Genomic DNA, 24,232 nt, shown 5'->3' on the forward strand with positions numbered 1-24,232 from the left:
GCGCGCCCGGCGAAGCGTGACATACCTCCATTGCCGCCGGAGGGTACAACTATCCTCCGGTTGGAATAGGCGTCGGAGGGTGAGTGCCGTGACCTCGTCGGACGATCGAACGCCGCCGGAGGGTACCCGCCGTCCGGGGGATTCCCGCTGGTCGGAAGTCCGCCCGGCCGAGCAGGTGCCGGTGACCGATGCGATGGTCACGCCCAGATCGGAGTCCGGCGAAGCGCGGGCCGCGGCGGGCGCCCGGGAGGGTGAGCCGCGCTTCTGCCCCCAGTGCGGTCAGCAGTGGACACCCGAGACCTTCATCTGCCGGTGGTGCCGTCATCGGATAGGACGGCCCGAATCCCGCGCCCGGACGGCACGGTTCGCCTCCGGCCCGGGCTCCATGCGGCGGATTGCTCTGATCCTGGCGGTGGTGGCCGGCCTGGTACTCGGGCTGCGAACCCTTACCAGCCGTGATTCCTCCACGGAGGCCGTGGAGCCCGCCGTCGAGACCACATCGCTGCAGAGCGATGCGGCGGCCCTGGAGTTCTACGCAGATGAGATCTCGCTGCTGGCCCTGGACGTGGCGGATGCGATGGACACCGGGCGGCAGATAAACGACGGCTGGGACAGCGGCAGCCTCGAGTACGACGCAGCTGTCGAGCAGATGGGCGCCCTGGTGTCCCGGGTGACCGTCCTTTCCGCCCGGCTGGCCCGGGTGGAGGCCCCGCAGGGGATCAGTACCCGGCTGCAACAGGGTCTGGCCGGCTCTCTCGCCAGCTTCATCGCGGCGGCGGAGACCATGCAGGAGGGCCTGGAGTCGACCGATACCGGGGAGACCCGCCGCGCCGGCTTGCTGGCCTTCGAGACGGCTGCTTTCGAGTTCGGCCTCCTTGCCGGCCAGGTGGCTACTGCGGTCGAGGAGGCGCAACCGGCTCCGGACGGCGTCGAGGGCGGCGAGGATGGGTAGGCCGCGGGGGGTCTGACGGGGGTTCCCGTTGCCCCCGCCGCCGTGACTTCGAGTCGCGGCCGAGCGCCTGGATCAGCACGCCGGCGAGCACGATGGCACCGCCCGCCAGGATGGCGACGCCGGCCGTCTCGTCGAAGAGCCACCACACCCAGAGCGGCGCCAGCACGATCTCGATCATCGAGATGAGCACCGACTCGGCCGGCCTCACGTGTCGCGCTCCGACCGTGTACAGCGCCAACCCACCGGCCAGCGAGATGCCTCCCAGCCAGAAAGCGACCGCCAGGTCGCGGGAGCTCGGCGCGGTGCCGCCGATGAGCCATACCGTGGCCGCCGCCGTGATCAGGCCCGACACGGCGATGGCCGGCAACATGTCGACATGCCTGCGGCGGCGTTGCAGCACCGTGAACAAAGCGAATCCGAGTGCGGACAGGAGGGCCAGGAAGGTCCCCATCGAGACCCCAGCCGACCCGGCCGGGCCGTTCATGACGGCAATCCCGGCCAGCACCAACACCATTGCCAGCCAGGTGATCCGGGTGATGGGTTCTCGCAACACCACCCATCCCAGCAGCCCCGCCAGGACCGGCGCCATGCTGAAGAGGAACACCGCCTCTGCCACCGTGGTGAGGCTGAGGGCGTACACGAACGCGATGGAGGCCATGGAGATGGAGGCGCCGGCGATGACCCCGTCGGCGCCGATGTCTGCGAACGAGCGGGCGAACCCCCGTCCCCGGCGCATGGCCACCCAGGCGCCGATCACCACAACCTGGGCGATGGCCCGGTAGAACAGTATCTGCCAGGTGGTGGCGGTGTCCATGATCCTCACCCCGAGGCCGAGCGTGCTCCAGAGGGTCCCGGCGGCGGCCAGCAGCAGGATTCCCCTGGCGCGGGCAGGTAGGAGGGTCGCGGTCCGGATCGTCATGCTGATCGGGATTCAGTGGTCGGTCATGGTCCGGATCCATGCCACGATGTCATCGATGATCGTCGTGCCCACCGGCTCCTGCAAGGAGGCGTGCCGGACGCCCGGATACAGTCGTCGCTCGACGTTGGGGAGCCGGGCCAGCGCGTCGCTCGTCGCCGGTGGTACGAGGGTGTCGTCCTCGCCGTGCGTCAACAGGCACGGGGCTGTGAAGCGGTCGAGCGATGCGGCGACCCGGTCCATCGTGCCGAGCAGGTGGGCGCCCAGCCGGACCGTGGTACGCGGTTCCAGTAGCGGATCGGCGAGATAGCCGGCAACGGTCGCCGGGTCGTTGAATATCTCGTCGGGGTTGATCGGGTTGGCGAGGGTCAGGGTGGGAACTAGCCCGGCCAGGACAGGGGAGGCCTTCCGTTTCCAGGCCGGCACGACAGCGTCCACGGCCGGCGCATTGAGCACCACCAGGTCGGGTTGGCGATGGCGCGACATGGCGTAGTCGATGGTGAGCAGGCCCCCGGCGGAGTGGCCCAGCACGACTCCAGGGAGGCCGCGGTCCAGCAACCGGGCCAGGTTGTCCGACAACTGGAACAGGTAGGAGTGCCAGTCCGTTATGTCGGCCCGGGTTCCCCCGGACGCTCCGAAGCCCATCAGGTCGAAGGCGTGGGTGTCGATACCGGCGGCCGCCAACCGGGCGCCGACGTCCCGGTAGCGCCCCGAGTGTTCCGCCAGGCCGTGGACGATCAGGAGGGAGGCCCATGGATCTTCGGCTTCCCATCGGCGCCGCAATTCGGTGACGCCGCCGCGGGTGGTGACGATCTCCATGCTGGTGGTGGGCGGGGCGGTCATTCGATGGAACCTTGCCTGGGAGCCGGGGTGGTCCATGGCCACGAAGTAGCCGGCATTCTAGGGGCAGACCCCTGGGTCCCCTCGGGGGTCCCTGAACGTCACTAGCCGGACGTGCTCCGGTTGCGGTCGGTCAGCCGGGTCACGAGCGGCGGCCCGGTGTGACGGGTCGGGACCAGCTCGGATCCGGATGGTGGCGCCGAGTCCAGGCCGTACTTGAAAACCAGATGCAGGTAGTCACGCCGGTACAGCAGCCTGATATCCACGTCGGGATACCGGGCCCGGAACAGGCGCACCTTGCGCTTCTTCTTGGTGACCAGGCTCTGCTTCATGGTGGTCAGTTCCACGAAGACGTCCTCGTCCGGCAGGTAGAAATCGGGGGTGAAGCTCTTGGTGGGCCGACCCTCGTCGTCCCATTGGATGGGAAACGATCGGGGCTCGTACTCCCAGCGAACGTGGTAGAAGTCGAGCAGCAGGGCGAACTGGACCTCGCTGTGGTGGGCGAAGGCGACGCCGCTAGGGGAAGATGTGACCGGACTCGGGCCGGAGGAGGTCAGCTGTTGGCCGCCTCGGGACCGGATTGGAGCTCAGCAAAAGGGAGCTCGGCCTGCACCGCGCTCGGAGCGAAGTCCAGCAACTCCCCCTCGAGGTCACGTTGGATCCGTCCCACGGCGATGGCGAAGACTCCCTGACCGCGCTGGAGGGCATCCATCAGGTACTCCTGGGTTCCCTCCGGGTCGAAGCTGGTCAGGATGGTGGCGCCGTCGCTGATCAGGTTGGCTTCGGAGAGGAGCAGGTCGAACTCCTGCTCGCGGAGCCATTCGACCGCCTGCCGGATCCTGTTGAGGTGTAGGCCCGTGTCGAGGAGGCCCTTGATGACCCGTAGCTGGACGAGGTCGGAGAAGGAGTAGAGCCGCTGGGTCCCCGATCCCTGCGCCGCGATCAATGAAGGCTGCAGCAGGTTGGTGCGGTCCCAGTAGTCGAGCTGGCGATAGGTGATGCCGGCCAGCTTGCATACCTGGGGCGCCCGGTAGCCCTGCATCGCCTCAGCCGGGTTCTCGGTGTTGACATCTCGGTCCATCGGAACGGGACTCCCCTCCCCGGCAGGTCGACGCCGACCCGCTGTCATCTGGTCATTACAGCCAGGTAATTACCTGTTTGCGAGCCGTACGATAGACCATCGGGTGCCGCGTTCCAACGGTTTTCGGGGGATTGCCCGCCGCCCGGGCGCCGGGTCTTCGCGGGTTCGGCGGCTCAGCCTGTCCTGAAGTCCTCTGGCGACAGATCTTCGAGGAACTCCCGGAAGGCCTCCACCTCCGCCTCCTGGTGGTCGTCCTTGATCTCGATGCCGGCGTCGTCGAGGACCTCCGGAGTGGCGAATACCGGCGCACCCGTGCGGGCGGCCAGGGCTATGGCGTCGGAGGGGCGGGAGCTGACATGGATCTCCTCACCGTCCCGCGATAGAACCAGGTCTGCGTAGTAGACGCTGTCCCGCAACTCGGTCACCGTCACCCGGGTCACCTGTCCCCCCAACACCTCGGTCGTGATCCGTAGCAGGTCGTGGGTGAACGGGCGGGGGGTGTTGACGCCCTCGAGGGCGTAGGCGATGGCGGTGGCTTCCATGGCGCCGATCCAGATGGCGAGGAAACGCTTGCCGTGCGACTCGCGCAGCAGGACTATCGGCTGGTTGGTCGGGTACTCGATCCTGACCCCGATGAGATCCATGGGAACCGACTCGCTCATGGCGCGAGCCTATCACCACGGGCCGGCTCTGCAATGGGCAACAGCACGGACGGGTCGGCCGCGAAGGAGGCGAAGTCCAGGATGGCCCACAATGATCGCAGGTTGCGGAACTCGCCCTTCCAGTCGAGACCGTACCCCACCAGGAACTCATCCCCCACCTCGAAGCCCCGGTACTCGATGGGCACGTCGACGATACGACGCGTGGTCCGGTCCAGCAGCGATACGGTCTGGAGGCTGGCGCAGTTGCGTTCCGCCATCATGCGGCGGAGCAGGCGCAGGGTGAGGCCGGTGTCCACGATGTCCTCCACGATGAGCACGTGACGGGAGGCGAGGTTGGTGGCGGTGTCCATGGCCACGCGCACCCGTCCACCCTCCCCGAACTTGGTGAGCCCGAGAAAGTCGATCTCGCACTCGATGGGGATGCGGCGGATCAGATCGGCCAGGAACACCAGCGACCCGGACAGCACGCACACCAACACGGGCCGCAGCCCCCGGTAGTCGTCGGCGATGCTCTCTCCCAACTCCGCGATCCGCTCGGCGATGTCGCACTCGCTGATCGCCTCGGCCGCGATCATCGCTCGCCCCTCAGTCCCTGCCAGTACTTCCACACCCACGCCAGCGCGTCCCTTAAACCCGGAAGTTCCACCTGACGTTCAATGCGCTGGGTGACCGGAGCGGCGGTAGCTGCGGCTTCAGGATCGACGGCGGCCGTTCCGTTCTCGGCCGCTGTCGCATCGCCGATCTCCGCCTCCACGGGATCCGGTGGGGGCTGCTCCGCTCGATCCGGGAACACTTCGAAATCGGTGCCGGGCTGGGCGGCCACACCCCCCGCCAGCGGGCGTTTCGGCTCGGACGTGGCCGGGACCAGGGTCAGCGGTCCGAAGCCGCCGAAGGCGTAGTCGAGCAGCAGGGCGACGTCGGCGAAATGGTCCTGGGACCCCAGTACCACCACGTGGATCCGGCGTCGATCCCGCTCGGCGACGGCCGAGAGGGTCTGGAGAGCACGGCCGGTGTACCCGGTCTTGATGCCGAGCGTGCCCGGATAGGTGGCGAGGAGGTCGTTGCGGTTGACGGCCACCCGCGATTCACCTTCGGGTGTGGGCGGGAGGCTGAAGCTCCGGGTGGCTGCGATCCGTGAGAACGCCGGGTTGTCCATCGCGGCCACGGAGATGCGGAGGATGTCGCGGGCCGAGCTGTAGTGGTCGGCGTGATCGAGGCCGTGGGGGTTGACGAAGTTGGAGTCGGTGAGGCCGAGCCGGGTTGCCTCCCCGTTCATCAGCTCCGCGAACCCCGCTACCGATCCGCCTACGTGCTGGGCCAGCGCCACGGCCGCATCGTTGGCGCTCCGGAGGATCAGGGCGGCCACCAGCTCCTCGACCGTCCAAGCGGCCTCTCCCGCCACCAGCCCGATCTCCGACTCACCCACCGAGGCGGCCGTATCGGTGATGGTGACGAGGTCGTCCCCGCCCACGTTCTCGAGCACCACCAGAGCGGTCAGGATCTTGGTGACCGAGGCGACCGATCGGCGGGAGTCGGCGTCCAACTCCGCCAGCACCTGCCCGTACGTGTGGTCGTACACGATCCACGCCTCGGCCGTGACCTCCGGAGGATCGGGTGCGATGAGCCCCGGATCGGATGGATGGTGGGACCCGGCGGGCGGGGCCGCTACCAGCAGGATTGTCAGGCACGTCGCTGCGACCATGGCGCGTGCCCGGACCCTTCGCATGTGGAGGTCAGTCCTCGCCGAGGAGCGCCTTTACGTCCGCCTGGAGGTAGGACTGGGAGAGCAGCCGGATCGCCTCGGCCCCCCGGCTCAACGTCCTGGCGGCCTGGCGCCGGCTGGCCTGGCTCGGGCTCAGGCGCATGGCGAGAGTGAGCCTGTCGAGCAATTCGACCTGGCGGGATACGGCCTGGCGAACCTGGCGGATGTGCCGGGGTTCGAGACCCTCCGCGAGCAGCACGCCGCACTGGCGAGCCACGGCCACGTCCCCGGTCGTGAACTGGTGGGCGCCGTCGGCGTGGCGCGGGGCCAGCAGGCCGTGATCGACGAGTTGACGAGCCTGGAGGGGTGTCAGGTCGGACCGCCGGGCCAGCTCGTTCAGGCTGATCATCTCGTGGGCGATATCCGGGACCGGCGCCGGCTTCTCGGTGTCGGCTTCGCCACCCGGTATCTCGCCTCTCTCGAGCCGGGTCAGCTGCGACTTGATGACCTTGAGGGGAAGGAAGTGATCGCGCTGCTGGCGAAGGATGAAGCGGAGCCGGTCGACGTCGGACTGGCGGAAGTGCCGGTATCCGGACGGCGAGCGGGCCGGGTGGACGAGACCGTTGGTCTCGAGGAAACGAATCTTGGAAGTCGTGACGTCGGGAAACTCGTCGTGGAGCATCTCCCGGACCCGGCCGATGGTCAGGGTCGGCGAATCGGTCATCGTGCCCGGGCCAGCAGGAGCCGGAACATCCCGATCATCAGCTCGTCGCCGGGAAGGATGGTGGTGCTCTCCGCGAGCCTGCCGTTCACGTATGTCCCGTTGGTGGATCCGAGGTCGGTGAGGGTCATCCCGGTGGCATCGAGGGTCAGCAGGCAGTGGCTCCGGGAGACGGTTATATGGTCGAGGGCGATGTCGTTGTACGGATGGCGCCCGATCCGGGTGTCGCCGGGCGATACCCGCCACGACCGGCCGGGCTGCTGGCCGGTTCGCACTATCAGCTTGTAGGACGGTCCGCCCTCGTCCGATCCGGGCTGGCCGGGGCCGATGGGGTTTCCCTCATCGTCGAAGAGATCGAGAACCTCGGTCACATCCCCCGGAGACGTGGCGTCCTCGCCGGGCCGGTGGCCGACCGTCGCATCCGGCGCCTGGTGCGAGTCATCCATACCGCGATTGTAGTTGTCGAGATCCACGACCGGGGACGCTTCCTTTGGGGCTGTTTACAGTTGGTCAAGCAAGGAGGCATTGTCGAGCAGCGACTTGGCATGCCAGCCTCATCATTAAAGTTTAGCTAGAACCTCTGGGTAGGAGGCTCATCACGCAACGCGGCGGAGATCGCCGAGATAGCGCCAGGTCACGATGAGGTACAGGATCAGGCCGACCGCGCCGAGAATTGTGGCCAGGACCTCCCAGAAAAGGGGTACGAAGCTCGTGCCGGTCAGGTAGTAGAAGGGCACCGCGAAGAAGATCAGGGCGGTGGCGGTCTTGCCCATCTGCCGGACCGGCACCCGGATGTCGCGGAACACCAGGTAGTAGATGGTGGTGGGCCCGATGATCGCCTCCCGGACGAGCAGGGACACTCCCAGCCACAACGGGACCAGACCTGCCACCATCCCGCCCACCACGCCCGCGAGGACCACCAGCCGGTCCGCCACCGGATCGAGCATCTTGCCGATCTCGGAGACCTGGCCCAGGCGGCGGGCCAGCATCCCGTCGAGCAGATCGGTAACCGAGATCACGCCGAGGAGCACCGCGGCCAGGAACGGGCGGTCGAGACCCAGCAAAACCCAGAGGAAGACGGGCAGGGCCAGGATCCTGAGGAAGGAGATCAGGTTTGGCAGGGTCCAGAGGCCGGCATCCTCGGTGGCCGTCTTCTCGGTCGTTCCCTCGCTCACACCGGCGCGTCCTCCGCCCGGTAGCAAGCAACAAGATGGCCGGGGTTGCCCTCCTCGAGGGGTGGATGGTCGCTGGAATGGCAGACCTCGGCGGCCAGGGGACACCGATCGATGAAACGGCACCTGGGTGGCGGGTTGATTGCCTTGGATATCCCACCGCGGATGTCCGCTCCCTCCCTGTGGTGGGCGGGATCGGGTACCGGTACCGACGCCAGCAGTGCCCTGGTGTAGGGATGCTGGGGATTGCCGAGAAGTTCCTCGGTCTCCCCCATCTCCACGATCTTGCCGAGATACATGACCGCGATCCGGTCGCACATGTAGCGTGCCACCGCCAGGTCATGCGTTATGTACAGGTAGGAGACGTTCAGTTGCTCCGCCAGCTTCAGCATCAGGTCCATGATCGAGATCCGGATCGACACGTCGAGCATGGAAGTCGGCTCGTCGGCGACCACGAAGGCAGGATCGACCACCAACGCCCGCGCGATGGCTATCCGCTGTCTCTGCCCTCCCGACAGTTCGTGCGGGTACCGGAATAGGAAGGTCGACGGCGGCGTCAGCCCCACCAGTTCCAGGAGCCGCATCGCCCGCTCCTCGCGTTCCCGGACGCTCCCGATCCGCTGTACGGTCAGGGGCTCCGCGATCGTGTCGTACACGGTGCGCCGCGGGTTGAGCGACTCGAACGGATCCTGGAAGATCATCTGCACCCGGCGCCGGAAGCGGCGCAGGTCATCCTTGGCGGTAATGCCGGCCATGTCGACCATCTCGCCGTCCTGCTCGATCATGATCCGTCCTGAGCCGGCTTCGAGGAGCTTCACCATCAGCTTGCCGGTGGTGCTCTTACCGCAACCCGACTCCCCCACCAGGCCGAGGGTCTCGCCTGGGGCGATGTCGAAGCTGATCCCGTCCACCGCGTGGACGTATTCGGATGCCCGGCTGAAGGCGTTGCGGGCGATCGGGAACCGCTTGGTCAGGTTCTCGACCCTGACCAGTGGCCGCGTCATGCCTCCACCCCCTTACGTGTCCGGACGGGGACGCTCGTCCAGTTCCAGCAGGCAACTTCATGGCCGGACTGCTGGTCGATGACCTCGAGGGCCGGGTTCTCCTCCCGGCAGCGCTGGTCGGCGTAAGGACACCGGGGATGGAACCGGCATCCGGTGGGCGGATCGACCAGGTTGGGCGGCTCGCCCTCGAGCGGCGCCAGGACGCGGCGGGGCCCGGTCACTGACGGGGTGGACCGCAGCAGCAGGTAGGTGTAGGGATGGCGAGGCCGGGAGAACACCTCCGCGGTCGGTCCCAACTCCACGAGGCGGCCCGCGTACATCACACCCATCACCTCGGTCACCTCGGCGATGACGGCGATGTCGTGGGAGATGTAGATGATGCTCATACCCAGTGCGGTCTGGACCTGCTTCAATTCCTCGAGGATCTGGTCCTGCACGATGACGTCGAGGGCGGTGGTGGGTTCGTCCGCGATGATCACCTGGGGATCGCACGAGAGGGCCATCGCGATGACCGCCCGCTGCCGCATGCCCCCCGAGAACTCGTGCGGGTAGCGATCCACCATCGCCCGGTTCAGGCCGACCAGGTCGAACAACTCGCCGACCCGGTCCCGGATCTGTTCCTCGGCCAGTTCGCTCCCGAAGTGGGTGTCCATCGCCTCCCGGATCTGCTCGTAGACGGTGTACACGGGGTTCCAAGCATTCATGGCCCCCTGGAAGACCATGGCGATGTCGGACCAGCGGCGGGTTCTCATCTCATCCTCTGTCACGTCGAGGAGGTCGACCCCGTTGAGGCGTACCGATCCGCCCCGGAACTCGGCGTTCTCCGGCAGGAGTCTCAGGAGGGACATCGCTACCGACGTCTTGCCGCACCCGGACTCCCCGACCAGTCCGAGGGCCTCGCCCGTGTGCAAGGCAAAGCTGACCCCGTCGACCGCTGATACCCACCCTTCGCTGGTCCTGTAGTGCATGCTGAGATCGTCGACCTCCAGGAGGGGCGCCCGGTCCGAGGCGCTCGCATCCTCATCCCCGGCCTGGGAGCGGCCCGAACGCAGGCGAGAGCCCACTCGGTTCGCCGCGTACCCGCCCAGTGCGGCGCCGCATGCGAAACCCAGCGCACGCACCACGACCGTCCCGATCGCGAGGTCGCCTGCGGCCGCTCCCCAGATCACCTCTGCGGCGAACATTCCCAACGCCGCCATCAGCCCGTGGGTGGGGCGCCGATGACCGGCGACCAGACCGGATACGAGGGCGCCGAGGAATCCGGGCAGCAGCAAGGCCACCAGGATCACCAGGTACCCGGGCCGGTATTCGCCCTCCGCGGGGGTGATCCACCCTCCCAGCCACCAGTTGGCCAGCGCGATCACCGCGATGCCGAGGGCGATCGCCAGCAGGTTCAGCCGGCGCGGACGGGTCTCGGAGACCCAGCTCATCCGATCCCCCACCCCGGCCGGCCGCATCGCGGGCGGCTGGGGGCCCGAGTGACCACGGACTCGGTGCCTGGCGCCGTCATCGCTTCCGCAGCCTCGGATTGATCACCTCGTCCATGGCCCGGCCGACCAGGAAGAACGCGGCGGCGAGAAGGGACACGCAGAGCCCGGCGGGGAACACCAGCCACCAGAAGCGCATGCCGGTGAGGAAATATCCCTGGTTCCTGGCCAGCTCGATCATCAGCCCCCAACTCATGTCGATGTTCAGAAGGCCGAGGAAGGAGAGGACCGCCTCGGTCTGGATGGCGGCGGTGACGGTGAACATCATGTATAGGAAGCTGAGCGGCATCACGTTGGGTATCACGTGGACGGCAATCACCCGGAACGTGGAACCACCCGCCACCCGGGCGGCCTCGATGAAGGGCTTGACCTTCACCGCCAGGGCCTGCGACTTGAGCACGATGGCCACCCCGCCGAATCCGCCGAGCACGCCGATCAGTATGGCCAGGTGCCATAGCTCGAAGCTGAACACCGAACTCATCACGATGAAGATGGCCAGGGCGGGAAGCATCAGTAACAGGTCGGCCAAGCGCATGAAGAAGGAGTCGATCCAGCCCCCCATGTAGGCGGCCACCGCACCGACCGAGGTGGCGAATAGGACGGTGACCAGGGCCGCCACCATTCCCAGCAGGAACGCTCCCTGGGCGCCCTTCATGAGTTGGGACAGGATGTCACGGCCCAGCGGGTCGGTACCGAGCCAGTGCCGGCCGTAGGGACCCGTGGGTTGCTCCCGGATCTCGGCGACGTCTCCGAGGACCAGCGGAGATCCGTCGGGGTTGGAGTAGAGGAGCGCCTCGCGTGTAGACATCTCGGTGGCCGGATCCGTGACCTCGTTGACGACCGTCCTGTAGAGGACCGGCGGGTTCGCCTCGTTCCCCACCACGGGGTGGTAGGTGCCGGCGTCCCACACCCCACTGAACGCCACCCCTATCACGACCAGCAGGGCGGCTGTGATCCCCACCGTCAGAGGGAGGGTGACCCTCCGCTCGTGGCGAAGGCGCCCCAGCAGCGGCCAGATCAACCAGGCCACGACCGGCCAGATCAGCAGGAACAGCGCGGCGCCGGAGTACCAGCGCATGCCTGACATCAGGACGGGATGGATGAGGGCCATCAGCGCGAAGAACAGGATGATGGCCAACCCCACGATGCCGACCCGGTTGGTCCGGAACAGGTTCCAGTTGTTGGTCACGCCGGCCCACACCAGGTTGGCCCGGATCCTCCACAGCGAACCCTTCCTGGCCACGTCGGTCGCCGGCCGCGCTTCCAGCAGATCCGTCATCGGGCCGGTTCCGGCATCGTCACTCCCCCGTCACCCTGATGCGGGGGTCGAGGAACATGTAGAGGATGTCCACCACCAGGTGCCCGACCATGGCCATGACGCCCACGAACGAGAAGGCGGCGATGGCCAGGTTCGTGTCCTGCCCGACCACCGACGTGAACAGGAGCTCTCCCATGCCGGGCCACGAGTAGACGGTCTCGGTGATGATGCCCCCGTCGATGACGGTCGCCACCGCGATCACCAGGCTGGTGGTGACCGGGAGCAGGGCGGTGCGGGCGGCATGGCGGTCGCGTACCGTCTTCTCCGCCAGGCCCTTGGCCCGGGCGGTCAGTATGAAGTCCTCGCGCATGGTCTCCAGCATGGAACTCCGGGTCAGGAGCATGATCCCGGCGAAGCTGATCAGCGTGATCGTGATGACCGGGAGGATCATGTGGTGCAGGATGTCCCCGGCGTAGAGGCGGCGGGCCGACCCGAAGTCGCTCAGGTACCAGAACCAGAGCATCACAACGGCCAGCGCGCCGTAACCCACCCACACCGTCCTCTTTCGCAGTGCCGGATCCCTGACGCGGCGGGACAGGATCCAGAGGGTGAGCGCCACGATCCCGCCCACCAGCATCACGCCGAAGATCACCATGAACACGTGGTTGGAGCTGAAGGGGGCGTCTACCCACTCCTCCGGGTCGAGGAACTTGTTTATCGGCACCACGTCGGCGTAGAAGGCGAAGAACCAGATCAGCATCAGCGCGAACCAGGGGTAGAACACCGTGTAGAGGAACACGCTGCCGATGGTTATGGCATGCTCGCCCCTCCGGCCCCGCCTCCAGGCTATGAACTTGCCGGCCACGAACCCGAGGATGTAGTAACTCACCAGCACCGTCAGGAAAAGCACCAATGTCCTCGGCAAGCGCTCCAGGATGATGTCGGACACCGGCCTCGGGTACTGGAGGAAGGAGAACCCGAAGTCTCCGCGGAAGAAGTTCCACATGTAGCTGGTGTATTGCTCCCACAGCGGCTTGTCGAGACCGAGACGCTCGATGGCCAGCTGCGCGGCCTCCGGAGGAATGTTGGGATTGGTGGCGAACCGCTGCTTGACGGTATCGCCGGGCAGGGCGGTGAGGAGCAGGAAGGTCAGCGTCAGGAAGATGATGAACAGCACGAACATTTGCACAGAACGCCGCGCTATGTAGCGAATCATCTCATCGCCACCTTCTCCTCACTGCTGCCGTCCCCCTCCTGGCGGTCGGGCCAGGCGGTGGGACAGGCCGTACCGGCTGCCCCACCGCTCTGTCCTGCCGATCGCTACTGGGCCAGGTTCACCGCTCCTGGCAGCCCTTGGAAGTTCTGCAAGCCGTCGAGAGTGGTGGTGCTGGGGAACTCCAGGGTGTTCCGGAATGCCTCCAGCACGGGGGTGGTGAACAGGACCACGTACGGGACGTCCTGGGCGAGCACCGCGTCCATCTGGCGCACGATGGCGGCGGCCTCGTTGATGTCGGTCTCCGCCTTCAACCGATCCGCCATCGCGTCGAACTCCGGGTTGGCGTAGCCGGGGATGTTGAACCCGCCGGTTGTGGCCGAGTCGGCGCGCGAGTCGAAGAAGGCGGCCAAGTGGTCCGGGAAGATGGTGAGACCCCATCCGAGGATGTACATGTCCCAGTCCACCGGCCCGAACACCCTGTCCACGATCACCGAGAAGCCGGTGGGCTCCGCCGTCAGCGGTATTCCGAGGTCGTTGGCCCAGTCGGCGATGAACAGGCTGTAGGTGGCCCGCAGCGGGTCGTATCCGGGCCCGGGGGCCAGCAACTCGAGATTGCCGACCAGCGTGCCGTCCGGTCCCCGGAGGCCTTCACCCTTCGGGATCACGTCCCGGTTGTCGGGGTTCCACTGGGGCTCGACGTCCCAGGTCCACCCGGCGTCCTTCAGGATCTGGACGGCCGAATTGACCCGCTCCTCCTGGCTCTGGCCCGCGCACCAGGCATCCAGATCCGGATTGGCCCAGAAGGCGTTGCCGGGAGGCACCATGGAGTTGAGCGGGATGGCCACACCCTGCAGGACATTGGTCGCCATGAACTCCTTGTCGATCATGCACGCCATTGCCTGGCGGAAAGCCACGTCCGAACCGGGGAAGCTCCTGGTGTTGAAGGCCAGGTAGCGGAAGCCGTTGGAAGCGTTGGCGATCACGTCGAGGTCGCCTGCTTCGAGGACCGTGGACTGGAGACCGCGCTGGAGGCCCAACGGGTTGAGCATGAAGTCCACCTCGCCGTCGCGCAGGGCGAGAACCGCCGCATCCTGGGTGTCGTACACCGAGTAGATAGCATCGCCCGCGTGCGGTCCGCCGATCGAGTCGGCGATGACCTCTCCGGTCGTGTCGCCCACCTGCCAACTCACATCACCCGAGAAGGTGACGCCACCGGACGAGTAGCTGATGGTCTGCGCTCCCTGATCGTTTGCGTTCGCGTTGGCCACGCTGCGGGCGAAGGCGCCGGGCTCGCGCCGGTCGAAGACCATGCTCCCGCCCGATGGCGCACCCTCCCCCGACACGGCGTAGAGCTCGCCGGCGTCGCCGGATCCGGCGACGTGCGGTCCCCAGTGGGCCTCGGAGAAGACCGCGGCCTGGGCCGCCCCGAACTGCCACTGGGCCAGACCGGGCTGGGAGCTCCAGGTGTACCGCACGGTGTAGTCGTCAATCGCCTCTACCGAGATCAGGCCCTCGGCCCCCTCATTCTCCTCGGTGGCCGGGTCGTCGTCGCGGGCCAGCGGGAGCAGGGAGAACCAGTTGCCGCCCATCTGGAGGTCCTTGACGGCGTTGAAGGTGAAGGCCACGTCGTTGGCGGTGATCGGTGAGCCGTCACTCCAGACCAGTCCCTGCCTCATGTTCACGTCGATCACCCAGTTGTCCCCTGACGCCGCCCCCAGCGGGGGTTCGACGTCGGCCGCGAGGTTCGGTACCACGGTGTAACTCGGGAACGTCGATCCGTACAGGGTCGGAATGGCGGGCGACAGCACGTACTGGTTCCAGACGTCTGCCTCCGTGTCGAGGTAGGCCCACGGATTGTCAGTGGTCGGGTCGCTGAAGATGGCAAGCTTGTAGGTGAACGGTCCGGCTTCCGTCATTGCCTCCGGTTCCGTCGTGGTCGTGGCTGCGGCTTGCTCCGCCGCGGCTGCCTCGGCCGCCTCCATGGCCTCCTCGGCTGCCATCTCGGCTTCTTCCAGAGCTGCCTCCGCGTCGGCGAGCGCTGCGGCGAGCTCGGCCTGGGCGGCATCGTCGCCCTCCATGGCCTCGGCCGCGGCCGCCTGGGCGGCTTCGAGATCGGCCTGTGCCTGGGATAGCGCAGCCTCGGCTGCGGCTGCCTCCGCCTGTGCCGCGTCTGCCTGTGCCTGTGCCGCAGCTGCTGCCTCCGCCTGAGCCTGTGCCTGCGCGGCGGCTGCTTCGTCCGTGTCGTCGTCTGCCCCGCAGGCCGTGGCGAGCAGGGCCAGAACGGCCGCGACCGCCAGACATCGTAGGTATGTACGCATCGATGGTGCCCTCATGGAATCCTCCCCGGTTATGGGCCCGTCTGCTTCAGTACAGATTCCACAAGTCTATCTTGATAGCCGCGGATAGTCGGTCAGAAAGCCCGGTTACTTTTTCATTGAACTGCGCCAGTCGGGGGCAGTAGACCGGTAAAGGATGGAAGGTCGGTAAGCCCTCTATGGGCGCCGTTCGCACACGCCGGTTTTGCCGGATCGATTCCAATTGAGTACGTCAATATTTCCGGGTTCTGCGATTGGATCGCCAGTTTCCCTAGAAGACTTGAATAGTTGGGAGATAGCGGAGACATGGATGTACGTTGTCCTAATCCACCCTGGAGGAGGCTACTCGGCCACGCTCACCGATCCGGGGAGCCCCGAGAACCCTTGCAAGCCGTTCAGCACGGTCGTGGAAGGATAGGCAAGCGTGTTGCGATAGGCCTCCAGGATGGGGGTGTCGAAGAGGACTATGTAGGGCACGTCGCGAGCGATGATGCCGTCCATTCTCCTGGCGATGGCAGCGGCTTCCTCCAGGTCGGTAGACGACTTCAGATCTTGTGCCAACTGGTCGTATTCGGGATTCGAATAGCCGGGAATATTGAACCCTCCGGTCGTGGCCGAATCAGCCTGCGTCGCGAAGAAGTCGGCCAGGTGGTCAGGAAAGATGGTGGTGGACCACCCGAGCATGTACATGTCCCAATCGACCGGGCCGAATACCTTGTCCACGATGACCGAGAACCCGGTCGGCTGTGCCCGCAAGGGCACGCCCAGGTCGGTTGCCCAATCGGCGATGAACAAGCTGTAGGTAGCTCGCAACGGATCGTATCCCGGACCCGGCGCCAGCAGCTCCAGGGGCTCCACCTCCGTGCCGTCGGGACCGCGCAGTCCTTGACCTTGAGGTATAACGTCCTGATTACCCGCATCCCACTGAGGTTCTACCTCCCAGGTCCACCCCGCCTCCTTGAGCATCCGGACGGCCATTCCGACACGTTCCTCCATGCTCAATCCTTCGCACCAGGCGAACACGTCGGGGTTGGCCCAGAAGGTGTTACCCGGCGGGATCAGCGAGTTGAGCGGGGTCGCCACACCCTGGAGGACGTTGCGGGCCATGAACTCCTTGTCGATGATGCATGCGATGGCCTGCCGGAAGGAGGGCTCCGATCCGGGGAAGCGGCGGGTGTTGAACGCCACGTAGCGGAATCCGTTGGGTGAATTGGCTATCACTTCGAGGTCGCCCGCCTCGATGACGGTGGACTGCAGGCCGCGCTGGAGGCCGAGCGGGTTGAGCATGAAATCCACCTCGCCGTCCCGCAGGGCGAGGACCGCAGCATCCTGGGTGTCGTAGACCGAGTAGATGGCGGCGGCGGCGTGGGGACCTTCGGTCCACCGCGCCAGTACCTCCCCTGACGTGTCTCCCACTTCCCAGGAGGCGGTGCCTTCACTGGTGGCGCCTCCGGTGGAGTAGCTGGTCAGGACGTCGCCCCGGCCGAACACGTCGTAGTTGGCCTCGGTCCGGACGAAAGTACCCGGCTCCCGGCGGTCGTAGATCATCGGCCCGCCCGAGGGTGCTGCGACCCCCGATACGGCGTAGAGATCGCCGGCCTCGTCGGCAGCCTCGACGTACGGGCCCCAGAATGACTCCGGGAAGATCGGCGACTGGGCCGCTCCGAACTGCCATTGCGCCAGCCCGGGCCGGGCGCTCCAGGTATAGCGCACCGTATGGTCGTCCAGCGCTTCCACCGATATCAGGCCGTTTCGGGTGTCGTCCTCCTCGGTCTGGGGGTCATCCGGGCGGGCCATGGGAAGGGCGGCAAACCAGTTGCCACCCATCCGCAGGTCTTTCACGGCATTGAAGGTGAAGGCGACATCGTGGGCTGTGATCGGTGTGCCGTCGCTCCACTTGGCCCCCGGACGCATGGTGACATCGATCACCCAGCGGTCGCCTTCAGCGGCGCCCTGAGGGGGCTCGGCGTCCGCAGCCAGGCCGGGGACGATGGCGAAGGTCGGGTAGGCGGTCCCGTACAGGGACGGGAGGGAACCGGCAAGGGTGTACTGGTTCCAGACATCCGGCTCGGTGTCGAAGTAGGCCCACGGATTGTCGGTGGTCGGGTTGCTGAAGATGGCGACCTTGTAGGTGAAGCCGGCCGGGGCCGTGGCGTCCGGGGACGAAGATGTCTCCCCCGTAACCGTGGCGGCAGCAGCCGAGGTCGAGGTGGTCAGGCTATCCGTCTCCGGTGCGCTCGTGGTGGCAGGAGTGGTGGCGGCGGTGTCCTCAGAACCATCCGAACCCCCGCACGCGGAGGCCGCCATAGCGACCAGCACTGCCATCGCCAACCCCTTGGATGCACGGATTTCCCACCCGCCCCGCATGGCCCAGGTCTCCCTCTTCGGCGTCGGGTGGGAGGCTAGCTTGATCAGCTTCTAGTTGCTAGTAACTAGTTGCTAGTGAACTGCGATAGGTTGTCTTAGATTAGATCCTTCCAGTGTCCGTGGGCTGTCCGAGTCATCCGTCGCGCCGAGACGAGGCGAACTCGTGAAACAGCAGGTGGCGGAACTATGGCAGTCGTTAATGGCGCTCTACCGATGGCTCCTGACTAGGTACCAACAACTAGAGACCAGCAACTACCGGGTGATACACTCTATGAGGACGGGCTGTGGCGCAGCTTGGTAGCGCGCTTGACTGGGGGTCAAGAGGTCGTGGGTTCAAATCCCGCCAGCCCGACCATCCCTCCCGTTCCCCTCTCAGAATGCCCATCGGTAGAGAGCCGCCACTCCCTGCACCAGGCGCCAGCCCAGGTATAGCGCTGCCAGCGCAACCATCAGCTTGAAGCTGAGCGGAGCGCCGGGTGGACGGCGGTCCGGGTCCGAGCCGGCCGGACCGGTCATCGGCCGCCGGCGCGCCCGCCGCCACGCCGCACCACCATGCGCACCGGCGTGCCCGTGAAGTCGTAGGCCTGGCGGAGGCGCCTCTCCAGGAATCGCAGGTAGGGGCGGTCGAGCTTTCCCTTGACGAACAGGGCGATGGTGGGAGGGACCGACCGGGATTGCGCGGCGAAGAGGATCCTGGGGCGCCGGCCCCTCCTCACGGGAGGCGGATGCTCGGCCGTCAACTCGGTGATGAGCCGGTTGAGGACGCCGGTCGGAATGCGGCGGGACCGGTTCTCGAGCACCGTCTCGAGCGCAGGACCCAGACGGTGCAGGCGGGCGCCGGTGAGGGCCGAGATGCGGAGGACCGGGGCCCAGCCGGCGAATCCCAGCCTGGCGCCCAGCTCGTACGTGGTCTGCTCCCGCTGCTCGAGGTCGGCCGCGTCCCACTTGTTCGCCAGGATTACCAGCGCCGCGCCCGAATCGGCGGCCAGGCGGGCTATTCGCTGGTCCTGATGGGTGATGCCGTCGGCCGCGTCCACCATCAGGAGGGCGGCATGGGCGCGCCGTAGCACTTCCTGCGCCCTCAGCACCGAGAAGAACTCGACGTCTTCCGACATCTTCGGCTTGCGGCGCATGCCGGCGGTGTCGATGATCCGGTAACCGGTGCCGTCCAGTTCGATAATCACGTCGATCGGGTCCCGCGTGGTGCCGGGTACGGGCGAGACCAGCACGCGCTCATCCCCGACCAGCCGGTTCAGGAGGGTGGACTTCCCCACGTTGGGGCGTCCGATCACCGCCACGTCGGGCACCGGGTCCTCGATGATGTCCCCGTCCGGACGGTCCGGTAGTCGCCGGACCAGGACGTCCAGCAGGTCGGCCACTCCATGGCCGTGGATGGCCGATGCCGGCATGGGTTCGCCCAGGCCGAGCCGGTTGAAGGCCCCCGACTCCCTCGCCAGGGCGTCGTTGTCGGCCTTGTTGGCCACCATCACCACGCGACCGGCTTCGGGCCGCAGGAGCCGGGCGATCGCCGCGTCATCAGAGGTGATCCCACCCTGGGCGTCGACGACGAAGAGGATCAGGTCGGCGGAGGCAATGGCCATCTCGGCCTGGATGCAGATGTCCTCGATCAGGTCGGCATCCTTGCCCTGCTGCCACCCACCGGTGTCGACCACCGTGAAGCTGCGGCCGTCCCAATCCGCCGGGAACTCGCGCCGGTCCCGCGTGACGCCCGGCTTCTCCTGCACCACCGCGGCTCGGCGGCCCACGATGCGGTTGGCCAGGGTCGACTTTCCCACGTTCGGTCGGCCCACGATGGCGACGAGAGGTTTCGGAGGGGACAAGAGGAACCGCCGTGCGTCTTGCGGATGCCGGCTATGAATATGCACCCGGGTCGCGGATTCTAGTCCCGGGCGCCGGGGCCGTCCTTAAGCGGGGTGGCCGGCAGGCTCGATGCCCCGACCGCGGCAGAGTTCGAGCACCCGCGCTATCACCTGGTCGGCAGTGAGGGCGCCGGTGTCGATGGCCAACGCGTCCTGGGCCCGGGCGAGAGGGGACGCAGCCCGCGTCGAGTCGAGCCGGTCCCGCCTCCCCAGCTGCGTGGCGACTTCCCCGAGCGTGGTGGATGTCTCTCCGGCCCTCCGGCGAGCCCTCACGTCGGGCGGGGCGTCGAGATAGATCTTGACGGCCGCTCCGGGGAAGACGACGGTTCCGATGTCGCGCCCCTCGACCACGGCTCGACCCTCCCGCGCCGCCACCCAGGCCCGCTGGCGCTCCACGAGCACCAGCCGGAGACCCGGGAGCCGCGCCACGCGGGAGGATGCGGCGGTGATGCCCTCCGCGCGGATGGCCGCGCTGACGTCGACGCCCTCCACCAGCATGGCGCCGTCCCGGTAGTCGAGATCGGCGCCGGACAGCGCAGCCAGGACCGCCGCTTCGTCCTCGGGATCGATCCGGTGGAACTTCACCAGCAGGGCGGCGGCCCGGTAGAAGGCGCCGGTGTCGAGGCTCCGGTAGCCGAGTGCTCGCGCCACCCCCCGGGAGACCGTGGTCTTGCCGACCCCGCCGGGTCCGTCGATGGCCACCACCGACTCGGCGGCGGCGGTCACAGGCTCTCGAGCATGTCGAAGAATCCGGGCCAGGTCTTGGCCACGCAGTCCGGGTCCTCGATGACGATTCCGGGCCGGACCAGGCCCGCGATCGCAAAGGACATGGCCATCCGGTGGTCGTCGTACGTACGGATACGCGCCGCGCGGGCCGGACCGGGATGGATCTCGATACGGTCCGCGCCCGTCTCCACCCGGGCGCCCAGCCTGGTGAGCTCGGTCTCGAGGGCGGCCAGCCGGTCGGTCTCCTTGACGCGGAGGTTGGCGATGTTGGTGAACCTCGTGGCGGAGCGCGCGAACGTGGCGACCACCGCCAGGCCGAGTACGGCGTCCGGGCAATGGTTGAGGTCGGCGTCCACGCCCTCCAGCCGGGGAGGACCGGTCACCGCGATCCCCCTGCCGGAGGTGGTCACCGTGCATCCCATCCGCTCCAGCACGCCGAGAGCGGCCATGTCGGCCTGGGTACTACGGGGGTGGATGCCGGCCACCGTGATGGTGGCGCCGGTGACGGCGGCGGCCGCCCACGGGTAGACGGCCGCGGAGGCGTCCGCCTCCACCTCGAACGGGGTCGGCCGGTAGCCGGTCGGAGCGACGGTGATCGTGTCGGGTCCGACCCAGCGGGCATCGGCCCCGAAGGAGGCCATTACCTCCAACGTCGTGGTCAGGTAGGGGCGGGACACCGTCCCCTCGGACAGCCGGAGGGTCACGCTTCGCACCGCTCGCGGAGCGCTGAGCAGTACGGCCGAGACGAACTGGCTGGACACGGTCCCGTCTATCGTGATCCGGCCGCCGTGGATGCCGCCTCCGGATACCCGGACCGGCGGGTAGGAGCCGTCGCGGTCGGCGTCGATCTCCACCCCGAGATCCCGGAGCGCCGTGACAAGGGAGCCGATGGGCCGCTCCCGCATCCGGGCGGTTCCGTCGATGACGCTCGGACCGTCGGCGAGCGCCGCCGCGGCGGTGATGAAGCGGGCTGTCGTTCCGGAGGCTCGCGCGTCGAGGCGCCCGCCGCCGCGAAGAGCGCCGTCGGATCTCACCGACAACCCGTCGGCGACGGCCGATATGTGGACACCCAGACTCCGGAGACAGCCGATCATGGCGCCGGTGTCGTCGCTCCGGAGCGGGTTGGCGAGGCGGGATTCCCCCGCGGCGAGGGCGGCGGCGATCAGCGCTCGGTTGGTGATGCTCTTGGAGCCCGGCGGCCTGACCGTGCGGCCGGCAACCGTGCGCGGCCTGACCTCGTAGGTCTTCATCCCGGCGTCCCGCCGTGGTGGACCTCCGACTTTGCACGAGTGTCGCGATGGAACGCCCGCACCTCGGCAACGTCGAGGTGCCGCCAATCCCCGGGCTTGAGCGCCCGGTCGCGCAGGGCGCCGATCGCCACCCTGTGGAGGCGCATCACGGGATAGCCGGCCGCCGCGCACAGGCGGCGAACCTCCCGGTTGCGTCCTTCGGCCATGACCAACTCGAGATGGGATCGTCCTCCTGCCGCACCGATCCTGCGGACCGCTACGGGCACGGCCGGTCCATCGTCCAACTCGATGCCCTGGCGTAGGCGGGACAGGTCGGCCGGGGAAGGATTCCCCCGCACCAGCACCTCGTAGGTCTTGGTGATGCCGGAGCGCGGATGGGCGATGAGGTTGGCGAACGGGCCGTCGTTGGTCAGCAGCAGCAACCCGGTCGAGTCCGCATCGAGGCGTCCTACCGGATACACCTTGGGGAGGGGAGGCACCAGATCGACAACCGGCGTACGTCCGTGGGGGTCGCTGGTGGTGCTGATCACCCCGAACGGCTTATGCAACAGGTAGTAGACGAGCCCGGGATCCACGGGAAGGGGAACCCCGTCCACGAAGACCTCGGCCCGGCCGGGATCCACCCTCTGGCCGGGGACGGCGGTCTGCCCGTCCACGGTCACCCGACCGTCGAGGATCATCGAATCGGCCACCCGGCGGGAGGCCAGACCGCTCCTGGCGATCACCTTCTGAAGGCGTTCAGCCCTCGGTGGTCGGGAGTTCACCGGAGCGGGTCGGCGGGCGGTCCAGCGCCTCCGCCATCTCGGGTGCTGGCATGTGGTCGGTGAGGGGCGGCAGATCGGCCAGGGACGCCATGCCCAGGGCTTCGAGGAAGCGGCCGGTGGTGCCGTAGATGGCGGGATGGCCCGGGGTGGACAGCCGGCCCTCCTCGGCGATCAGGCCGCGGCGCACCAGGGTCCGGAGGGCGGAGGCGGAGTCAACGCCGCGTAGCTCGGAGATCTGGCCGCGGGTGACAGGTTGGCGGTACGCCACCACGGCCAGTACCTCGAGGGCCGCGGGCGACAGCCGGGCGCCGTCGCCGGTGGTGGCGAAGCGTTCCAGATACGGCAAGGCCTCCGGTTTGGTGTAGAGGCGCCACCCGCCCGCCACGTGGCGGAGAGCGATGCCGCGGTCATCGGCCTCCAGCCGGCGCGCCCAGTCGTTCAGGAGCTCCCTGATCGTGGTCAGCGGTGTCTCCAGGACCTGGGCCAGCTCGGACTCGGGAACGGGATGCTCGGCGACGAAGAGGATCGCCTCCAGGGCGGCGGGAGTATTCACAGCCCCATCCGGCTACCGGCGGGGCCGGCATCGGAATGGCGCACCGAGATGTCGTCCGGGTCCTGCTGGGATACGGACACGAATCCCCATCGGGCCAGTTCCAGGACCGCCAGGAAGTAGGCGGCCACCTCCGCCCGATTCGAGCAGTGCGCCACCAGTCGCTCGAAGGTGGACTCGAGCTCGGCGGCCACCCTCTGCCGGATGGCGGCGATGGCGTCCTCCACCGACGGGAGGTCGAGGTCGAAATGATCCATCGGGATCTCCGCCTCGGCCCGTACTTCCTCGTTGAGGGAGGTCATGATCTCGGCCAGCGCGGCCGGTGTCACCCCGTCCGGTAGGGATGGCGGTTGGCGGGTGCCGAGGTCCTGGTCGATGCCGGCGGAGCGACCCACATGGCGCGAACCCTCCGTCAGGCGCTCGCGGAGGACCGTCGCGACGCCTTGATAGGTCAGGAAGCCGAGCAGCCGAGCCAGCAGCCGGTCCCGCTGGTCGAGTAGTTCCATCTCGTCCTCAAGGTCCACCTGGTCGGGCTCCGGCAGCAGGAAACGGGCCTTGAGGTGGATGAGCATCGCCGCCATCAGGACGAAACCGGAGGCCAGTTCCAGGTTGACCTCCCTCTCCTCGATGGACGCCAGGTAGTCCTCGATGACGCGGGAGATGTTGACCTCCATGACGTCGACATGGCGGCGGGTGACCATCTTGAGGAGCAGGTCGAAAGGACCGACGAAGACGGGAGTCTCGACCTCGTACGTCATGCCCGCGCGTCTCGACCCGTCATACGCTGATAGTAGGCGCCGGTTGCGCGGAAACCGAGGAACACCGATCCCGTCCGCGCTCCTCAGTTTCTTCGGAGGACGGCTCGGTCGGCCGCCTGGAGTAGGTTCCAGTCCTCACGACAAATCCCCTCCGGACGCTCGCGGTGATGATGGAGAGCGAAGTCGACCACCAGCTGTTCGGCGCCGGCCCGATCCAGCTCCCGTGCGGCAATCCGTCCGTGGTCCAGGTAGGCCGCGAATCGAGCCGGGCCCCTGATGCCGAGCCGGCCCAGGATGGTCGCCAGGGACCGTCCCAACGGTCCTAGCCGGGAGCCGCGCTTTCCCACGTCGTGTAGCAACGCCGCCCGAACCAGGTCGGTGCGGAGGGGCCGGGCTGACCGGACCAGTCGAGCCGCGGCCAACCCGTGGCGCTGATCGGCCCGGGGCTGGTCCCAGTACATCGACCGTTCGGCATCGGTCCTCAGCAACGCCGCCACCTCGGCCTGCTCCCCCGGTCGCAGCCGTCGCGCCAGAGTCACGTCGAGGAAGCGGCCCGCCAGGTGGAGCGGGCGCATCCTCGGTTCCTTCACCTGTGGCGGACCGGGTCGCGA

The 24,232-nt window shown here is 67.5% G+C and carries 25 protein-coding genes and 1 tRNA gene; 2 read left to right on the plus strand and 24 right to left on the minus strand.

The genetic code is table 11. The annotated features are described in order from the left end of the window. Nucleotides 1-79: 79 nt before the first annotated feature. Nucleotides 80-952 (plus strand): hypothetical protein, encoded by an 873-nt coding sequence (locus tag OXM57_09790; GenBank protein ID MDE0352969.1) that lies wholly within the window; start codon nt 80-82, stop codon nt 950-952. Here OXM57_09790 and OXM57_09795 read toward each other — a convergent pair. From OXM57_09795 to OXM57_09870, 16 genes are all read right to left on the minus strand, one after another. Further along, nucleotides 891-1,871, minus strand: a complete 981-nt coding sequence (locus OXM57_09795; protein ID MDE0352970.1) for a DMT family transporter — start codon at nt 1,869-1,871, stop codon at nt 891-893. The genes OXM57_09790 and OXM57_09795 overlap by 62 nt on opposite strands. Before the next feature lie 12 nt (nt 1,872-1,883). Then, on the minus strand, nt 1,884-2,711 hold the full coding sequence (locus OXM57_09800; protein ID MDE0352971.1) for a lysophospholipase: 828 nt from the start codon (nt 2,709-2,711) through the stop codon (nt 1,884-1,886). Between the two features lie 101 nt (nt 2,712-2,812). Beyond that, the gene (locus OXM57_09805) at nt 2,813-3,055 is read right to left on the minus strand and encodes a hypothetical protein (protein MDE0352972.1); all 243 of its coding nucleotides are present in this window, start codon (nt 3,053-3,055) and stop codon (nt 2,813-2,815) included. 206 nt (nt 3,056-3,261) lie between these two features. Next, nucleotides 3,262-3,789 (minus strand): MerR family transcriptional regulator, encoded by a 528-nt coding sequence (locus OXM57_09810; protein ID MDE0352973.1) that lies wholly within the window; start codon nt 3,787-3,789, stop codon nt 3,262-3,264. A gap of 173 nt (nt 3,790-3,962) precedes the next feature. Continuing rightward, a complete protein-coding gene (locus OXM57_09815; protein ID MDE0352974.1) occupies nt 3,963-4,451 on the minus strand; it encodes a bifunctional nuclease family protein in 489 nt (162 codons plus the stop codon). Then, entirely contained in the window at nt 4,448-5,026 is a 579-nt protein-coding gene (gene hpt / locus OXM57_09820) for a hypoxanthine phosphoribosyltransferase (protein ID MDE0352975.1), read from the minus strand. Before hpt ends, OXM57_09815 begins: the two co-directional genes overlap by 4 nt. Next, nucleotides 5,023-6,153 carry a D-alanyl-D-alanine carboxypeptidase gene (locus OXM57_09825; GenBank protein ID MDE0352976.1) on the minus strand — a complete coding sequence of 377 codons (1,131 nt, stop codon included), beginning with the start codon at nt 6,151-6,153 and terminating at the stop codon, nt 5,023-5,025. The genes hpt and OXM57_09825 overlap by 4 nt, the downstream gene beginning before the upstream one ends. Before the next feature lie 31 nt (nt 6,154-6,184). Then, complete coding sequence (locus tag OXM57_09830; GenBank protein MDE0352977.1) at nt 6,185-6,877, minus strand: MerR family transcriptional regulator; 693 nt, start codon at nt 6,875-6,877, stop codon at nt 6,185-6,187. Then, entirely contained in the window at nt 6,874-7,320 is a 447-nt protein-coding gene (locus tag OXM57_09835; GenBank protein MDE0352978.1) for an FHA domain-containing protein, read from the minus strand. Before OXM57_09835 ends, OXM57_09830 begins: the two co-directional genes overlap by 4 nt. A gap of 150 nt (nt 7,321-7,470) precedes the next feature. Then, nucleotides 7,471-8,049: a CDP-alcohol phosphatidyltransferase family protein gene (locus OXM57_09840; GenBank protein MDE0352979.1), complete on the minus strand. Its 579-nt coding sequence runs from the start codon at nt 8,047-8,049 to the stop codon at nt 7,471-7,473. Beyond that, nucleotides 8,046-9,050, minus strand: coding sequence for an ATP-binding cassette domain-containing protein (locus tag OXM57_09845; protein ID MDE0352980.1), 1,005 nt, complete (start codon nt 9,048-9,050; stop codon nt 8,046-8,048). The genes OXM57_09840 and OXM57_09845 overlap by 4 nt, the downstream gene beginning before the upstream one ends. Continuing rightward, nucleotides 9,047-10,480 (minus strand): ATP-binding cassette domain-containing protein, encoded by a 1,434-nt coding sequence (locus OXM57_09850; protein ID MDE0352981.1) that lies wholly within the window; start codon nt 10,478-10,480, stop codon nt 9,047-9,049. Before OXM57_09850 ends, OXM57_09845 begins: the two co-directional genes overlap by 4 nt. A gap of 76 nt (nt 10,481-10,556) precedes the next feature. Then, complete coding sequence (locus OXM57_09855) at nt 10,557-11,816, minus strand: ABC transporter permease (GenBank protein MDE0352982.1); 1,260 nt, start codon at nt 11,814-11,816, stop codon at nt 10,557-10,559. A 19-nt stretch (nt 11,817-11,835) separates the two neighbouring features. Then, a complete protein-coding gene (locus OXM57_09860; GenBank protein MDE0352983.1) occupies nt 11,836-13,011 on the minus strand; it encodes an ABC transporter permease in 1,176 nt (391 codons plus the stop codon). A gap of 104 nt (nt 13,012-13,115) precedes the next feature. Continuing rightward, entirely contained in the window at nt 13,116-15,329 is a 2,214-nt protein-coding gene (locus tag OXM57_09865) for an ABC transporter substrate-binding protein (protein ID MDE0352984.1), read from the minus strand. Between the two features lie 339 nt (nt 15,330-15,668). Further along, nucleotides 15,669-17,651, minus strand: coding sequence for an ABC transporter substrate-binding protein (locus OXM57_09870; GenBank protein ID MDE0352985.1), 1,983 nt, complete (start codon nt 17,649-17,651; stop codon nt 15,669-15,671). A 320-nt stretch (nt 17,652-17,971) separates the two neighbouring features. On the opposite strand from OXM57_09870, the gene OXM57_09875 reads away from it, so the two are divergent. Beyond that, a tRNA-Pro gene (locus OXM57_09875) sits at nt 17,972-18,048 on the plus strand. 17 nt (nt 18,049-18,065) lie between these two features. Here the strand turns inward: OXM57_09875 and OXM57_09880 are convergent. The 8 genes from OXM57_09880 to OXM57_09915 all read right to left on the minus strand — a co-directional run bounded on the left by OXM57_09880 (nt 18,066) and on the right by OXM57_09915 (nt 24,196). Next, entirely contained in the window at nt 18,066-18,209 is a 144-nt protein-coding gene (locus tag OXM57_09880; protein MDE0352986.1) for a hypothetical protein, read from the minus strand. Beyond that, nucleotides 18,206-19,489 (minus strand): ribosome biogenesis GTPase Der, encoded by a 1,284-nt coding sequence (gene der, locus OXM57_09885; protein MDE0352987.1) that lies wholly within the window; start codon nt 19,487-19,489, stop codon nt 18,206-18,208. The genes OXM57_09880 and der overlap by 4 nt, the downstream gene beginning before the upstream one ends. Before the next feature lie 129 nt (nt 19,490-19,618). Continuing rightward, on the minus strand, nt 19,619-20,299 hold the full coding sequence (gene cmk, locus OXM57_09890) for a (d)CMP kinase (protein ID MDE0352988.1): 681 nt from the start codon (nt 20,297-20,299) through the stop codon (nt 19,619-19,621). Beyond that, nucleotides 20,296-21,549 carry a 3-phosphoshikimate 1-carboxyvinyltransferase gene (gene aroA / locus OXM57_09895; GenBank protein MDE0352989.1) on the minus strand — a complete coding sequence of 418 codons (1,254 nt, stop codon included), beginning with the start codon at nt 21,547-21,549 and terminating at the stop codon, nt 20,296-20,298. Before aroA ends, cmk begins: the two co-directional genes overlap by 4 nt. Then, the gene (locus OXM57_09900) at nt 21,546-22,313 is read right to left on the minus strand and encodes a pseudouridine synthase (protein MDE0352990.1); all 768 of its coding nucleotides are present in this window, start codon (nt 22,311-22,313) and stop codon (nt 21,546-21,548) included. Before OXM57_09900 ends, aroA begins: the two co-directional genes overlap by 4 nt. After that, the gene (scpB, locus tag OXM57_09905; GenBank protein ID MDE0352991.1) at nt 22,288-22,866 is read right to left on the minus strand and encodes an SMC-Scp complex subunit ScpB; all 579 of its coding nucleotides are present in this window, start codon (nt 22,864-22,866) and stop codon (nt 22,288-22,290) included. The genes OXM57_09900 and scpB overlap by 26 nt, the downstream gene beginning before the upstream one ends. After that, nucleotides 22,863-23,621 carry a segregation/condensation protein A gene (locus OXM57_09910; GenBank protein MDE0352992.1) on the minus strand — a complete coding sequence of 253 codons (759 nt, stop codon included), beginning with the start codon at nt 23,619-23,621 and terminating at the stop codon, nt 22,863-22,865. Before OXM57_09910 ends, scpB begins: the two co-directional genes overlap by 4 nt. 83 nt (nt 23,622-23,704) lie before the next feature. Then, on the minus strand, nt 23,705-24,196 hold the full coding sequence (locus OXM57_09915; protein MDE0352993.1) for a hypothetical protein: 492 nt from the start codon (nt 24,194-24,196) through the stop codon (nt 23,705-23,707). Between the last annotated feature and the right edge of the window lie 36 nt (nt 24,197-24,232).

This window comes from bacterium (assembly GCA_028820935.1).
Classification (GTDB): Bacteria; Actinomycetota; Acidimicrobiia; order Spongiisociales; family Spongiisociaceae; genus Spongiisocius.